This window comes from Actinoplanes sp. CA-252034, from assembly GCF_050956125.1.
In the GTDB taxonomy this organism is placed as follows: Bacteria; Actinomycetota; Actinomycetes; order Mycobacteriales; family Micromonosporaceae; genus Actinoplanes.
Map to the genome: position 1 here is coordinate 3,614,747 of NZ_CP191846.1, position 15,436 is coordinate 3,630,182.

Annotated in this window: 13 protein-coding genes; 5 read left to right on the forward strand and 8 right to left on the reverse strand. The window is 69.7% G+C overall.

All coding sequences use genetic code 11. The features are described from left to right. The first annotated feature begins 55 nt into the window (after positions 1-55). The 5 genes from mmsA to ACQPZW_RS16225 all read left to right on the forward strand — a co-directional run bounded on the left by mmsA (position 56) and on the right by ACQPZW_RS16225 (position 4,766). Positions 56-1,609, forward strand: a complete 1,554-nt coding sequence (gene mmsA, locus ACQPZW_RS16205) for a multiple monosaccharide ABC transporter ATP-binding protein (protein WP_433795702.1) — start codon at positions 56-58, stop codon at positions 1,607-1,609. Beyond that, positions 1,606-2,838, forward strand: a complete 1,233-nt coding sequence (mmsB, locus tag ACQPZW_RS16210; RefSeq protein WP_433795703.1) for a multiple monosaccharide ABC transporter permease — start codon at positions 1,606-1,608, stop codon at positions 2,836-2,838. The genes mmsA and mmsB overlap by 4 nt, the downstream gene beginning before the upstream one ends. Before the next feature lie 103 nt (positions 2,839-2,941). Continuing rightward, positions 2,942-3,334: a PPOX class F420-dependent oxidoreductase gene (locus tag ACQPZW_RS16215; protein WP_433795704.1), complete on the forward strand. Its 393-nt coding sequence runs from the start codon at positions 2,942-2,944 to the stop codon at positions 3,332-3,334. A 48-nt stretch (positions 3,335-3,382) separates the two neighbouring features. Next, positions 3,383-3,949 carry a hypothetical protein gene (locus tag ACQPZW_RS16220; RefSeq protein ID WP_433795705.1) on the forward strand — a complete coding sequence of 189 codons (567 nt, stop codon included), beginning with the start codon at positions 3,383-3,385 and terminating at the stop codon, positions 3,947-3,949. 172 nt (positions 3,950-4,121) lie between these two features. Then, positions 4,122-4,766: a class I SAM-dependent methyltransferase gene (locus tag ACQPZW_RS16225; RefSeq protein WP_433795706.1), complete on the forward strand. Its 645-nt coding sequence runs from the start codon at positions 4,122-4,124 to the stop codon at positions 4,764-4,766. On the opposite strand, the gene ACQPZW_RS16230 is transcribed toward ACQPZW_RS16225, so the two are convergent. The 8 genes from ACQPZW_RS16230 to ACQPZW_RS16265 form a co-directional block, all read right to left on the reverse strand. Then, on the reverse strand, positions 4,717-5,745 hold the full coding sequence (locus ACQPZW_RS16230) for a prenyltransferase (protein ID WP_433795707.1): 1,029 nt from the start codon (positions 5,743-5,745) through the stop codon (positions 4,717-4,719). The two genes, ACQPZW_RS16225 and ACQPZW_RS16230, sit on opposite strands and share 50 nt — an antisense overlap. Continuing rightward, positions 5,732-6,451 carry a class I SAM-dependent methyltransferase gene (locus tag ACQPZW_RS16235; protein WP_433795708.1) on the reverse strand — a complete coding sequence of 240 codons (720 nt, stop codon included), beginning with the start codon at positions 6,449-6,451 and terminating at the stop codon, positions 5,732-5,734. Before ACQPZW_RS16235 ends, ACQPZW_RS16230 begins: the two co-directional genes overlap by 14 nt. Before the next feature lie 292 nt (positions 6,452-6,743). Further along, entirely contained in the window at positions 6,744-7,331 is a 588-nt protein-coding gene (locus ACQPZW_RS16240) for a glycosyltransferase (protein WP_433795709.1), read from the reverse strand. Then, positions 7,268-8,095 carry a glycosyltransferase gene (locus ACQPZW_RS16245; protein ID WP_433795710.1) on the reverse strand — a complete coding sequence of 276 codons (828 nt, stop codon included), beginning with the start codon at positions 8,093-8,095 and terminating at the stop codon, positions 7,268-7,270. The genes ACQPZW_RS16240 and ACQPZW_RS16245 overlap by 64 nt, the downstream gene beginning before the upstream one ends. Positions 8,096-8,420: 325 nt before the next feature. Next, the gene (locus tag ACQPZW_RS16250) at positions 8,421-9,377 is read right to left on the reverse strand and encodes a ricin-type beta-trefoil lectin domain protein (RefSeq protein ID WP_433795711.1); all 957 of its coding nucleotides are present in this window, start codon (positions 9,375-9,377) and stop codon (positions 8,421-8,423) included. 342 nt (positions 9,378-9,719) lie between these two features. Beyond that, on the reverse strand, positions 9,720-12,365 hold the full coding sequence (locus ACQPZW_RS16255) for a VIT domain-containing protein (RefSeq protein ID WP_433795712.1): 2,646 nt from the start codon (positions 12,363-12,365) through the stop codon (positions 9,720-9,722). After that, complete coding sequence (locus tag ACQPZW_RS16260; RefSeq protein ID WP_433795713.1) at positions 12,362-13,342, reverse strand: MerR family transcriptional regulator; 981 nt, start codon at positions 13,340-13,342, stop codon at positions 12,362-12,364. Before ACQPZW_RS16260 ends, ACQPZW_RS16255 begins: the two co-directional genes overlap by 4 nt. 109 nt (positions 13,343-13,451) lie before the next feature. Beyond that, complete coding sequence (locus ACQPZW_RS16265; RefSeq protein ID WP_433795714.1) at positions 13,452-15,407, reverse strand: peptidase M6 immune inhibitor A; 1,956 nt, start codon at positions 15,405-15,407, stop codon at positions 13,452-13,454. Positions 15,408-15,436: the final 29 nt, after the last annotated feature.

Genomic DNA, 15,436 nt, shown 5'->3' on the forward strand with positions numbered 1-15,436 from the left:
CACCTTCTGCGGGCCCGGCCGGTCCCGGTCGGACCTAGAGCAAGCGAGTTGTGCGATGGCCAACGACACGACCCCGATCCTGGAGATGCGGGGGATCACCAAGACCTTCCCGGGCGTCAAGGCGCTCTCGGACGTCACGTTGAGCGTGACCCGCGGGGAGGTTCACGCCATTTGCGGCGAGAACGGCGCGGGCAAGTCCACCCTGATGAAGGTGCTCAGCGGTGTCTACCCGCACGGCACGTACGAGGGCGACATCGTCTTCGAGGGCGAGACCTGCCGGTTCAAGACGACGCGTGACTCCGAGGAGCGCGGCATCGTCATCATCCACCAGGAGCTCGCGCTCAGCCCGTACCTGTCCATCGCGGAGAACATCTTCCTGGGCAACGAGCGGGCCAAGGGCGGCGTCATCAACTGGGCGCAGACCAACCGGCAGGCTGCCGACCTGCTGAAGAGGATCGGCCTGGACGAGCAGCCGGACACCAAGGTCCAGGACCTCGGCGTCGGCAAGCAGCAGCTGGTCGAGATCGCCAAGGCCCTGTCCAAGAAGGTCAAGCTGCTCATCCTCGACGAGCCGACCGCGGCCCTGAACGACGAGGACAGCGCTCACCTGCTGGACCTGCTGCGCAGCCTCAAGGCCGAGGGCATCACGTCCATCATCATCTCGCACAAGCTCAACGAGATCGCCGCGATCGCCGACAGCACGACGATCATCCGTGACGGGCTGAGCATCGAGACCCTCGAGATGCACGGCGCCGAGCCGGTGTCCGAGGACCGGATCATCAGCTCGATGGTCGGCCGGGACCTGGAGCACCGCTACCCCGACCACGTGTCCACGGTGGGCGAGGAGATCCTGCGCATCGAGAACTGGACCGTGCGTCACCCCAACGACCCGAGCCGGCTCGTGGTCGACGACGCCTCGCTGAACGTGCGCGCCGGTGAGATCGTCGGCATCGCCGGGCTGATGGGCGCCGGGCGCACCGAGCTGGCGATGAGCGTGTTCGGGCACAGCTACGGCACCGGCATCACCGGTAAGCTGTTCCTGCACGGCAAGCCGGTCTCGATCACCAACGTGGCGGCGGCCATCGAGCACGGCATCGCGTATGCGACCGAGGACCGCAAGCACTACGGCCTCAACCTGATCGAGGACATCAAGCGCAACACCACCGCGGCGCGGCTGAAGAAGATCGCCCGCATCGGTGTCGTGAACTCCGCCAAGGAGATCACCATCGCCGATCAGTACCGCAAGGACATGCGCACCAAGACGCCCAGCGTCGACGTGCAGGTCGGCAAGCTGTCCGGTGGCAACCAGCAGAAGGTCGTGCTGAGTCGCTGGCTGTTCGCCGAGCCCGAGGTGCTGATCCTCGACGAGCCGACGCGCGGCATCGACGTCGGCGCCAAGTACGAGATCTACGAGATCATCAACAAGCTTGCCGACTCCGGCAAGGCCGTCATCGTGATCTCTTCCGAGCTGCCGGAGCTGCTCGGCATCTGCGACCGGATCTACGCGATGAGCCAGGGGCGCATCACCGGTCAGCTGCCCCGTGCGGAGGCCTCACAGGAGAGCCTCATGCGTTACATGACCATGGAGAAGAGCGGAGCTGTACGGTGAGCGCGTCCACCACTCTTCCGGCGCCGGCGTCCTCGCCCGGTTCCGGGAAGAAGACGTCCGAGGGCGGCTCGCTCGCCGCCTACCTCGGCGGCAACCTGAAGCAGTACGTGATGGTCGCGGCCCTGATCGTGATCACCCTGTACTTCCAGTTCGCGACTGACGGCCTGATGCTGCTGCCGAACAACGTCGTGTCGCTGATCCAGCAGAACGCGTACGTGTTCGTCCTGACCATCGGCATGGTCATGATCATCGTGGCCGGTCACATCGACCTGTCGGTCGGCTCGGTGGTCGCGTTCGTCGGCGGCATCTGCGCGCTGATGGTCATGCAGTGGGACATCGCGTGGCCGCTCGCGGTCGTGCTGTCGGTGATCCTCGGCGGCATCGTCGGCGCCTGGCAGGGCTTCTGGGTCGCCTACGTCGGCATCCCGGCGTTCATCGTCACCCTCGGCGGCATGCTGCTGTTCCGCGGTCTGGCGATCTACTACGTCGGCACCACCGTCGGTGGCCTGCCCACCGACTTCAACGCGCTGGCCAACGGTGCGCTGCCCAACTCGCTCGGGTTCATCGGCAACCTCGACTCGGTGACCGTGCTGATCGGCGCGGTGGCCGCGGCCGGTCTGGTGATCAGCCAGGTCCGCACCCGCCGTGAGCTGGTCCGCAACGACCTGCGCACCGAGCCGTTCGCGGCGTTCCTCGGCAAGCTGGTCGTCTCGGTCGTCGCGGTCGGCTACCTCACCTGGCTGATCGGCAACAGCGCCAGCGGCATGCCGATCGTGCTGATCATCGTGGCGTTCCTGGTGCTGCTCTACTCGTTCGTCATGAACAACACGATCTTCGGCCGGCACATCTACGCGATGGGTGGCAACCTGCCCGCCGCCATGCTGTCCGGTGTGAAGACCAAGCGGGTCAACTTCCTGCTGTTCGTCAACATGGGCCTGCTCGCCGGTGTCGCCGCGGTCATCACCACGGCCCGCGCCGGCTCGGCGGTCGCCTCCGCCGGCCAGAACTACGAGCTCGACGCCATCGCGGCCGCCTTCATCGGTGGCACCGCGGTCACCGGCGGCGTCGGCAAGGTCACCGGCGCGATCATCGGCGCCCTGATCATGGGCGTGCTCAACATGGGCCTGTCCATCATGAACGTCAAGCCTGAGTGGCAGATGGTCATCAAGGGCCTGGTCCTGATCGCCGCCGTCGCGTTCGACATCCTGAACAAGCGGCGCGGCAAGTAGTCCTTCCGGGGGGAAGGAACAGCGCCGCCCGGCCGTGTGCCGGGCGGCGCTGTTTACATTTCCGAGGCAGGATTGACCGGCCATCAACGACGGAGGAGAACCGATGACGAGCATCCCGGACGAGCTGATCGACCTGCTGGAGCGGCCGCTGTTCGCCGACCTGGCGACGATCCGGGAGGACGGCACCCCGCAGGTCAACCCGATGTGGTATGCGTGGGATGGCGAGTTCCTGAAGTTCACCCACACCAACTTCCGCAAGAAGTTCAAGAACATCAAGGCCAACCCTGCCGTCGCCATCTCGATCATCGACCAGGCCAACCCGTACCGGTATGTCGAGATTCGCGGCGTCGTCGACCACATCGACCCCGACCCGACCGGGGAGTTCTACGTCGAGCTGGCCAAACGCTACGACGCGCCGTTCGGCACCGCCGCCCCCAAGGACGCCGCCGACCGCGTGATCATCTACGTGCGGCCCACCTTCGCCGGCGGTCACTGACCACACACCGGGTCGCGGCGGCGGGCACTGCGGTGGCAGGCTGCGGGAGTGGGATTCTTCGACAGCGTGCCACTTCCGCCGCCGCCCGAGCCCGAGCCGCCCGCCCCGCCGCCGGTGTGGGTGCGGCCGGACACCGTGATCGGCGGATCCGTCGGCGCCGACCTGCTGCTGGCGCGCTCCGATGACGCCGCGGTCGTCCTGACCGGGCTGATCGGCTACCCCAACGGGTTCGCCTTCACCATCGCCGCGGTGCTACGCGAAGAGGACCGCAGCGGTCGCATCCACCATCACGGCTACCGCCGGGACAGCGCCGGCGAACCACCGCCACCGGAGTTCCTGCGCATCGGCGTCAGGTTCGCCGACGGGCGGGTCGCGACCAACCTGGCGGGGTATCCGGGATATGGCGAGACCCCCGAACAGCCGCTGATGCTGCCCGACAGCGGCGGCGGAGGCGGCCGGCGTTACGACATGAGCCATTGGGTGTGGCCGCTGCCACCAGCGGGACCGCTCACGTTCGTCGTCGCCTGGCCCGGATATCGCATCGACGAGACCAGCGCCGAGATCGACGCGACGCTACTCCGGGACGCGGCCGCCCGCGCACTCGTTCTCGGCTGACTCGTGCATGCGGCCGGGTGCGGGCCAGGGCCTCGGCCGACGCCTCAGCCCGGCGGCCGCGGTGCGGCCTTGCGCCGGGATCGCCTCGCGGGGACCTCACGGCAGGGCGTGGGTTGCGGTTGTGGACGGCTCCGGGCGTACGACCACACGGTGTTGATCTTAGAATGACGCGATGTCGTCGCCCGCAATCGTGCTGGACCAGCAACTCCTGACCGCCGCCGTCGAGGCGGCCGGTTTCATGCCCGCCGACGAGGGCCGCGCTCTCGCCGAGGCCGCACTCGCCGCGCCGGCCGGGCCGATCCTGGAGGTCGGCAGCTACCTGGGCAAATCGACGCTCTACCTGGCCGCCGCGGCCCGCGCCCGGGGCGGCAAGGTGGTGACCGTCGACCACCACCGCGGCTCCGAGGAGCACCAGGTGGGATGGGAATACCACGATCCGGGCCTCGTCGACCCGCACGTCGGGCAGATCGATACGCTGCCCGGATTCCGGCGGGCCATCGCCTCCGCCGGCGCCGAGGATGTCGTCGTGGCCGTCGTCGCCCGCGCCGAGGATTTCGCCGCGCTGTGGTCGACCCCGCTGGCGCTGCTCTTCCTCGACGGCAGCCACACCGACGAATCCGCCCAGCGCGACCTGGCGAGCTGGGCGCCGCACCTGGCCGTCGGCGGGGTCCTCGCCATCCACGACGTGTTCCCCGACCCGGCCGACGGCGGGCAGGCGCCCTACCGCATCTACCGCAGCGCCCTCGACAGCGGCGACTACACCGAGCTCACCGGCTGCGGTTCGCTGCGACTTCTTCGGCGATCCCCGGCGTCCTGAAGATCTCCGACCGCGGGTGCGCCGCATGCAGCGCGTCGACGGCCAGCACCACCGCCGCCGCCGTCCACGTGGTCCGCTCCACCGGCCAGCGCACCCCGTCGGTCAGCACCAGACCGGTCCAGTAGGAGCCGTCCGGCTCCCGCAGATGCTGCATCGCCGCGATCAGCTCGGCCGCCGCGTCCCGGTCACCGACCGTGTCCAGGGCCAGGGCCAGCTCGCACGTCTCCGCACCGGTCACCCACGGCCGGTCGGAGACGCAGCGGGCGCCCCGGCCCGGCACCACGAACTCGTCCCACCTGCCCCGCAGCCGCTCCTTCGCCGGTTCGCCACGCAGCGCACCCCCGAGCACCGGGTAATACCAGTCCATCGAGAACCGGTCCTTGTCGGCGAACGCCCCCGGACGCTCCCGGAGCGCCCGCGCCAGCAGATCGGCGGCCAACTCCCAGTCCGGCTGCGGCTCGCCCACCCGGTCGGCGATCGCCACCCCACAGCGCAGCGCCTGATGAATGCTCGACGAACCGGTCAGCAGCGCCACCTCGTCACCGGCCGCCCACCAGATCTCCCCACCCGGAGCCTGGTTGGCGGTCACGAAATCGAGAGCGGATCTCACGGTGGCCCACATCCGCACCAGAAAACCGTCGTCGCCGGTGCACAGGAAGTGATGCCAGCAGCCGACCGCCAGGTAGGCGGCATGATTGGTCTCCGCCGTCGCGTCGGCCACCACCCCCTTCTCGTAGCGTGACGCCCAGCTGCCGTCGTCGCGCTGCGTACGGCGCAGCCAGTCGTAGGCGGCCTCCGCCCTGGCGGGTTCGCCGCCCACGTCGAGGGCCATCGCCGCCTCGACGTGATCCCACGGGTCCAGCTGACCGTCGGCGTACCAGGGGATCGCCCCGGACTCCTCCTGCTCGGCGGCGATGCTGGCGACCGTGGCCCGGATGTCGTCGGCGCTCAGCACGCCCGGCAGATCAGGCACCGACACCCACGGTCACCTCCTCCTTTTTCAGGTAGATCGCCACACTCTTGCCGATCAACGGATTCAGCGCCTGCTCCAGCACCCGCGTCAGCGCCGGCTTCTCGGTGATGTCCCAGACCAACATCTTGTGGTACGCCTTCGTCAGCCCCGCATCACCGATGGCGCACTTCAGCCACCAGTACGGGCTGTGCAGCGCATGAGCGAACCCGTTGCCGGTCACCGTCAGCCCCGCGTCACGCAGCCGGCCGGACAGCTCGTCCTCCTTGTAGATGCGCACGTGACCGCCCTCGTTGGCGTGGTACTCGTCCGACAGCACCCAGCACACCCGCTCCGGCAGCCAGCGCGGCACCGTCACCGCCGCCATGCCGCCCGGCTTCAGCACCCGCGTCATCTCCCGGATCGCCGTCACGTCGTCCGGAATGTGCTCCAGCACCTCCGACGCGATGATCCGGTCGAAACTCGCGTCCGGAAACGGCAGCGACAGCAGATCACCCTGGATCGTCGTGGCGCTCGCCGTCGCCGGAACCTCCCCGGCCAGCTCCATCGCCACACACCAGGACGCGGTCGTCGCCAGATCCTTGACACTCAGATCCAGGGCGACGACATCCGCGCCCCGCCGGTACGCCTCGAACGTGTGCCGGCCCTCGCCGCAACCCAGATCGAGAACCCGCATCCCCGGCCGCACGTCCAGCCGGTCGTAGTCGACGGTCAACAATGTGTCCCTACCTGCCCTTTCCTCTGTTGTGGAGCCTGTTCTCCGTTGTGGGGTCTTGTCTCGCATTTGCCCGCGAGCCGGTCTCGTCCGGCTTTCCTCCGGGACTTCCCCGTCGCTCCCCTTGTCAGGGGGGGCGGTCCTGGTTTCGGTGGGCGTTCGCTGGGGCTGGCCCTGGTTTGTTGGTCGGCCTTCGCTCGGGCTGGTCCTGGTCTCTGTCGGCCTTCGCTGGGGTCCGCCTTGTCTCGGTCGGCCGTTGATCAGGTTTGGCCTCTGTCGGGTTCCGCTTCGGTCAGGTGCGGGCGCGGCGGTGTGCGGCGATGGCGTCGGCATACCACTCGGCGGTGCGGATCGCGGTCCGCCGCCACGTGAAGTGCTCGACCGCCCGCCGGCGGCCCTCCGCCCCGAGCCGGCGGCGCAGAGCCTCGTCGTCGAGCAGCCGGCCGATCGCCGCCGCCAGCGCCCCCGGATCACCCGGCGGCACGTGCAGCGACGCCAGCCCGTCCGGCCCGGCCACCTCCGGCAACGCCCCCGCCGTCGTCACCACCAGCGGAACCCCGCACGCCATCGCCTCCACCGCGGGCAGCGAGAACCCCTCATACCGCGACGGCACCGCCGCCACCGTCGCCGACCGGAACAGATCAGCCAACTCCCCATCGGAGATCCCCGACACGAACCGCACCGCATCCTCCAGGCCCAGCCGGGTGATCGCTTTCGCCGCCGCCCCGTCCGGCCGAGCCGAACCCACCACCACCAACTCGACGTCATGGTCGGCGCGCAGCTTCGCCACCGCTTCGATCAGCTCCGGCAAACCCTTCAGCGGTACGTCCGCACTGGCCACCGCCACGACCCGGCCCCCGCCGCCGGCGCCGTCAGCCACACCGCGTCACCTTTGCCGCCACCCGTCGTGGCCTGCTCCGGTCCCGGGCTGGGCGCTGCCTGCTCCAGTTCCGGTCTCTGCGCCGCCTCCGGTTCCTGTGCCGCTTCCGGTTTCTGCGCCGGTTCCGGTTCCTGGTCGGGCTCCTGTGCCGCCTCCGATTCCTGCTCCGGGTTGGGCGTCGGCTTCGGACTGAATGTGTCGATGTCGACGCCGACGCCGATGACCCGCAACCGCTCGGCCGGAACCCGGAACGCCTCGACGATCTCGTCGCGCGCGGCCTGTGACACCGTCGTCATCCACGGCAGACGTCGCGCGACCCGCCCCTGCATACGCGTGAACGCATACCACCGGCGCAACGACAGCCGACGCTTCCAGTTCGGGGCCGCCGCCAGCTCGAGATCCCGGTCCACGGTGATCGGATGGTGGATCGTGGCCACCAGCGGCGTATCGGTCCTGCTCAGAGGCAGCAGCCCGTACCCGAGGCACTGATTGTCATGAACCACGTCGAACTCGGCGAGCCGCTCCCGCAGATGCCGCCAAGCCCGCAGCGAGAACGTCAACGGCTCCGGAAACGCCCCCGTGCACATCGCCGTCCACTCGAGAACATCGATCGCACCGCCGAACTCCGACATCTTCGGCGTGCGAAACGGGTCCGGCTCGCGATAGAGGTCGAGACTCGGCAGAACCGTCAACTCCACCCCGTCATCCAGCTCCGGCAGCGGCGGCCCCGAGAACACCTCGACCCGATGCCCGAGCCGAACCAACTCCCGCGACAGGTGCCGGACATAGATCCCCTGCCCCCACTGTGCGGTTTGCTCCGATATGACAGGAGGGCGATACGAAGAGGCGCGGAGATCACCAGATGACCCTAAGAGTCAGGAACCAGATGATCACTACTGTTCGGGCCTGAGGATTCGATCACTTTACCAAAATCAGAAACATTCTCACCCTGTACGGCCCAGCAAGCTCCCCAAAGTGCCGACCCAAACACACCCCGTAACCTGCCACGATCTGAGCTCCCGTATCGTCCGGGCGATGGCGGCCTCCATCGCCCCGCTGAGAAGGTGGCCGCCGATCCGGCTCGTGACGTCAGCGGAACGACCAGCGCTGGTTGCTGCCTCCGGTGCACGTCGCCACGATGACTGCGTTGCCGGGGCGGGCGCCCCAGAAGGGGTCGGTCAGGCAGCGGCCGTTCGACGGGTTCGTGAGGACACCGTCGCTCTTCAGTTGCCATTGGGCAGTAGTGCGCCCGTCACAGCGGGTCAGCTCGACCGTGCCGTCACCCACGAGGTAGGCACACATGCCGAGTACCTCAAGGGTCTGATTGGAATTGAGTTTCCAGCGCTGCGGGCTGGTGCCATTGCAATCGTCGATGTGCACGTCAGCACCCTCGGAGGCCTGACCGCCACGTAGGTCCAGGCACAGGCCGTTGCCGGTGGCCAGAAGTCCGCTCCCGGTAGCTATCGGACTCGGTGCGAGGTCGATCGGCGCGACCGGCGCCACCGGAACCGAACTGCTCGAACTCCCACCCGACGACCCGGCCGACGGGCTCACCGAGCCCCCAGCCGACGACGCGGATGCCGAGGCCGCCCGGGTCGGTCGTGTCGGCTCGGTCCCCTCGTCGGAATCGTCCTGCCCGCCACCGTCTGTTCCACCGTCATGCGGAACCGAGCTGTGGATCGCATCCGCCGATCTGGCCGGTCCGATCGCGGCCGGAAGGGACTGCCCCGGCAGCGACATCCAGGCTTCGTCCTGGCCAGTGGGGCGCAGCAGCGCATAACCGGCCACGGATGCCACCGCGACCGCCCCGGCCCCGATCAACAGCAGGGTGCGGCGATGCCGGGGCGTCTTCGGCGCATCCTGCTCCGGCGCCCCGCTCAGAACCCCGGGGATCGTCGGCAGTAACTGGGTCGGCGTCTCCCCAGCCCGCTGCTCAACCGGCCAGGTCGACACAGACGACGGTGGCTCCTCCTGCCGCGCACCGTCCGACAGAACGAACGGACGCACCAGCAACGGATCACGCTCGTCGCCCAGATCCTCGCCCACTTGGCGTCGCCACCCCCCGGTCCATCACCGGTGCCCCAACTTACCGTCATTCAGCCACGGGTGTGGGGCCCGTCGGTCGATGTTCGTCGTTGTCTGACTGCCAAAAGCCGGCCTCACCACCTCCACGCAGCCCGCACGCTCCGTCCACGGTCGCCACATCAGCCGAGCATCCAGTCCGCCACCCGGACACCGCCGCACCTCGTGGTCGGCCGGGTCGCGGCGGCGACGGCCTGCGCGTGGCCGGCCATGGATTCAGCCCGTCATGACCGGCTGGACGGGATCGACACGTGAGCAGCGCCGGCAACCGTGTCGGCCTTGCACGGCCCCCGGCGCTGCTGGACATCAGGACTTCCAGAAGGAGCGCTTCGTGGTGGTCTTTCCGGTAGCGAACTCCTCCAAGACCCGAACGGCAGCCTCCCACCTGTCTTCGAGCGGGCCGTCGCCTCGGAGCAGGGCGAGGAGCTCTCGGACCGGGTCGAGCGCGGGGTCGGCCACCGGTTCGAGCAGGACGGTGAGGCGGCTGACCAGGTCGTCCAGCAGATCACGGCGGTCCAGTGACGGCTGGCCGGCGGCCTCGTGCAGTCGAGCGACCTCGACGGCGGCCAGTTCCCGCAACTCGTCGACGGTCAGACCGTCCGACGACCCGGGACCGCGTACCTTTCCCAAAGTCGGGGCGCCGGCCGCGCGGGTACGCCGCATCACGCTCGAGAAGCCGCGTGACACCGGCGCGGGAGCCGCGCCATCGGCGGCCTGGCCTGACCACCCCGGCGCCTGCGACCCGCCGCCACCGTGCGAAGACGGTGCGGACATGTCGGCGGCTGGGCCGGCGAACGAGGCCGACTCGGCTGAAGACCAGGCGGCACTGTCAGCTTCTGCGGCCGGCGCCGGGGCCGAGGAGGGGGCGGGAGCGGACGCGGAGGTCGGTTCGGTGCCCGGATCGGTGAACGCGTCGAGGGCGGCCGCACGCTTTGCACGGGGCGGCACGAACCCAGGCCGGCTCGGCTTCGGAGCGGCCGGGACCGGTGCACCCGGTGGCAGCGGCGGCAGACCGGTAGGCGCCGCCGCGCCGACGGCACCGGGGAACGGCGACGACGCGGCCAGGAAGTAGGGCGCCGGAGTCGGGGGCGCAGGCGCCTCCCATCCGGACGGCATGTCGACCGGCTGGGTGACCTTGCGGGTGTCGCCGCCCTCGTTGACCACCCGAGCGTCGACCGCCACGAAAGCGGTGAACCGGCACAGCACACCGAACCGCAACGACGTACCGACGATCTCGGTCTCCAGCGAGTGATCACCGGACGCATAGGCGTCCTCCAGATCGCGGAGCCTGGCCCGCGCCCACAGTGAGGTGACCGCCGGCTCGGTGCGGCGCTGGACCGAGACCGCGGTCCGGAACTCCCGGTCGTCGCGAGTGCGCCCGGTGACGGTGAGCGTGCCGCCGGGCGTGCCGGCGTAGCGGCCGGTGATCACCAGGGGCACCCCCGGATAGAGGCCGGGCAGCCGGACGGGGCTGCGCATGCCGTCGAGCAGCGTGAACCCGTCACCGGTGACGTCGAGGGCGGTGACGACCGGCGCCCCGATCCGACGGTGGATCCGCTCCATCGCCTCGTCGAGGCGGTCCTCGCTCTCCACCAATTCGGCACGGCCGGCACCGATCGCGGCGAGCCGGCCGAGGAACCCGGCGTTGACGGCGCGGTCGATGCCGACGGTGTGCACCCGGATCGTGCCGATGAGCGGTGCCACCTGCTTGACGATCTGGTCCTCGTTGCCGACCTGGCCGTCGGTGACCAGGACCAGCACACGGTCACGACCGGGACTGTCGGCCAGCAGCGCCAGACCGGCGGTCAACGGGCTGAGCATCTCGGTGCCGCCGCGTGCGTCGGCGCGGGCAAGGTGCTCGACGGCCCGGTAACGATGCCGGTCGGTGGCCTCGGACAGGCCGGAGCCGAGACCGGCGGGCCGGTCGATCTCGTGGTCGAAGGTGAGCACGGCGAACCGGTCGTCCGCGGTCAGAGTGTCGATGACGCGGGCCGCTGCTCGGCGGGCCGCCACCATCTTCCAGCCGCCCATGCTGCCGGAACGGTCGAGCAGGAGCACCACGTCTTTCGGGCGCGGGGCGGCGTCGGGCTCCGGTGGCAGCACCACTAGCTGGTAGGTGCCCTGATCGCCGTCCTCGTCGGGCACCGCCACTGCGGACTCGCCGCCGGCGGCATAGGCCAGGCGCAGCACGAAGTCACGGTCGGCGCGCTCGCCCGGCGCGATCCGCAGGGTGCCGCCCTGCTCGGTGACGGTGTGCAGACTGGAGCGGACCTCGCCGAGCTCGAGGCCGGCCGGGTCGACATCCACACCGATGGACAGGCGCAGCGGATTGGGGAATCCGGGCAGCAGGACCGGCGGCGAGATGCGCGAGGCATCCGGAACGGCGTCGGTGTCCTGCTGCTGGCCGTCTCCGGCGGACGGGCCGGGCAGTGGGACGCCGGGCACGTAGCGCGGCGCGACGACCAGCGGGAACCGGAAGGTGGCCGCACCATCCTCATACGCCAGTGGGCCGACCAGGCGAAGCTGCACCGTCACCCGCTCGCCGGGCAGGACGTTGCCGACCCGCATGGTGAAGACGTCCGGTCGCTCCTCCTCGGCGATGGAGGCCCGCTGGCCGGCGGCGATCGCCTGGTCGTAGCGCTCGCGGGCGGCGCCGCGCTCGTGCAGCTCGGCGGTGACGACCCGGTCGGCGGCGGTCATCGTCATGCCGGTGACCGCGGCCCGGTCGGGCAGGGGGAAGACGTACGTGGCTTCGAGCGCGGTGTCGTGGGCGTTGACGAACTCGGTGGTCAGCTCGGTGCGGACCAGTAGGCCGCTGATGGAGGCGCGCACGTCGAGACGGTCCAGCGGCAGGTTGCCGCGGTCGGTGAGCAGTGTGCCGAGGCCCGCACCGGGCGCCTGACGGTGACGCTCCAGCTCGGCCGGCCCCATCGGGTTCACGGAAATGATCATGCGGTTCTCCCATCGGTGAGCCCGCGGGACGCGAGCAGGTCGAGCAGAGGACGGGCTGCCGCGGCTATGTCGTCGCGGTCCAGGTCGGTGGTGTGGCGAGGCAGCAGCAGGATCACGCCGCCGCCGAGGGGGATGCCGGTGATCAGAGGCAGCACCGGGTACGGCTGGGGGCCGAGCGCATCAAGGGCGGCGGCCAGCTCCCGGCGTGTGGTGCCGCCGGTCGGCTCGGCTGAGCCGGCCCTTCCGGCGGCGGAGGACCCGTCGCCGGAGGCACCGCCGGGGGTGCTGTCTCTGGAGGCGCCGCCGGGGGTGCCGTCCCTGGAAGCGTCGCCGGGGGTGCTGTCGCCGGAGGCACCGCCGGGGGTGCCGTCCCTGGAAGCGTCGCCGGGGGTGCTGTCTCTGGAAGCACCGCCGGAGGTGCCGTCGCCGGAAGTGCCACAGGTGGTGGAGGAGTCGGCGGGCGTATCGATGGGGGCTGTGCCTGCGGAGGCGGCATCCGTGGCTGGCCTGGCGGCCTGGGCGGTGTCAGCGGAGGAGGTGCCGGTGGGGGAGGCCTCGGCGGCAGACGCGAAGGCGTCGGCGGTGAACGAGAGCGGATCCGGGGCCGGTGGGCTTGCCTTCCAGAACGGGCCGCGGGCCGGCGCCGGGGAGGGTGGCGGCTCGTCGAGGACGAGCACCCGCTCGGGCACCCGAGCGACGGCCGCGAGAGTCTCCTCGGAAGCTCCGGCCAACTCCTCCTGGATCTCGGCCAGGGTGCGCCCGGCCGCCTGCCGTCGTTTGATCGCGACGAGCTGCAGGAGATGACGCGGCCCGTAGAGAACCGTGCGCCCACGCGTGCCGAGTGGCCGGTCGACCAGGCCGATCGTCGTATACCACCGGATCGACCTGCGGTCGGGAACCTCTCGGACGCGGCCGTTAGGTGCGCCCGGATACTCCGCGGCGAGGGCCGCGCTCACCCGCTCCACCAACTGCTCCATCGTCCACATGATTAGACAATGACACTGTCACTGTGACACTGTCAATCCCGGAACGTGGATCCGCCCGCCACCAGTGGCGCGGTGGCGGGCGGATCGGTGAGGCACAGGTCTATGCGGCGGGTTGATAGGGCTTGCCGTCGACCGTGAGGGTGTAGGGGGCGTATTGCGTGACCGTCTCGGTGGGTTCGTCATACGCGACGATCGCCACCACTTTCGGATAGTGGCGCAGCCGGGCCGAGCGGGACAGCGGGACCACCTTGGCCTTGCCGGGGGCCAGCCCGACCAGGGTCACCTGCCAGTGGTGCACCGGGATCGGGCGGATCTCGGTGGGCGACTTCCAGCCGTCGAGGGTGTTCCCGCCGACGGCGGTGGCGCCCACCTTGACGTCCTTGAGGTGCCAGCCGCCGACGTTCACGGCGCTGTCGCTGACGTAGCGGAAACCCAGGAAGACCGACTTCCCGGCGTACGCCCCGAGGTCGTAGGAGAGCTCGACGTCGGCGGCCTCACCCGTGATCGCCTCGCCGAGCGGCCCCTGGACCGTGCGGTCGCCCTTGAGCATCTGGTATGTCTCGCCGCCGTCCGCCGACACTGTCACGTATCCGTAGTCGAACTTGTCCTCGAGCCCGTAGGTGGTGGTGAACCGCAGGACAGGGTCGGTGGCCGGCACGTCGACCTGCCGGACCGCGGTGGAGTCGGTGGCCGGGGTGTTGCCCGAGAAGAGCATGCCGGAGTCCAGGGTCCAGGCGAGCGGCACGGCGGGCAGTGACGTCGCGCCCTCGAAACCGACCGTCTGCCATCCGTTCGGCAGGCGTACGTAGTCGGCGCCGTTGGGCGGCGCGCCGGGCCGGCCGTGAGCCGACGGATTGTCCAGGTTCACCGTGGAGCGCAGGCTGTCCGCCGTCACCCGTTTGCGTGCCACCCCCTTGACCACACCGTCCGGGGCGCCGGCCACCTTGTCGATCAAGGTCATCACCTGGAAATCGTGGAGGACGTCGTGCAGTCTCTCGCCCTTCGGCAGAGCGGCCGCGACCGCGGCGAGCCCGTGGTTCTCCTTGTCCAGGTGGAGCTTGGTGAGCGACTGCGCGCCGAACCGGTCATGGAGGTAGAGCATCAGCGCATAGGTGATGCCGTAATCGGAGAGGATCTCGTCTGGCTCGCCCTCGGACCACAGGTTCGGCGAGTTGGCCGGTCCGCCGCACTCGCGCGGGTTCGGGTTGTAGGCGGTCTTGACGTTGCCGAAACCCTGGAAGCACATCAGGTGGTTGTCGAAGCCGCGATGGTGTACCCCGACGTCGGTCTGGCTGTAACCGGTGAGCTTCTGGGCGTAGTCGGCCATGCCCTCACTGATCCACACCTCCTCGTCCGGGTCGGTGTAGTAGGTGAGCAGGTGCTGCCACTCGTGGGCGAAGGTCGACTCGTACATGCGGGGGCGAGCGGGCCGGCTCACGCACGGGTCGTCGGCAGGCTCGTGTTGCGGGTCTGTTCCGGTGCGATGCGCCCAGTCGTAGGCGTCGATGGTGATCACGTTGCGGTCGAACAGCTCGTTGAACTGCTCGGAGAAGAAGCCGGCGATGTAGGTCAGCCGCTTCGGGAAGTCGAAGAAGTTCTCGTCACGGATGTTGTCGACCAGTGTGACGGTGCGGTTGCCGGCCCCGGTGAAGTCGCCCGGCAGGCCGGGGTTGGCGCCGTTTCGATCCGGCGGAGTGCTGAACGCCTTGGTCTCACGAGGAAAGATGACCTCGTCGAACTCGCGGACCAGCCCGGTCACCTGGTCGTCGGTGACAGCGGTGGCGTTCTTGCGGCAGTCCTTCTCCGGGAAAGCCAGATCGTTGGCGACCCACACCTCGATGTGCTCGCCGACGCCGCGAAGGGTGTAGTCCTTGCGGTAGACGTCGCCGTCGATCGAGTTGAGCCCGGCCCAGCTGCGCACGGTGCCGACCTCGGGGGTCTGCGCGGCTCTGCGGGCGCTGGGCCGGGGCTCGTAGGTGGTGACCGGGAGCGGCTCGCCCTCGAAGGTGAGCCGGTCCAGGTCCGGTTCGAGGGTCTCCACGTCGAACGGCGACACCGGGGTGCTCGGCGCCGGCGGCGGATCAG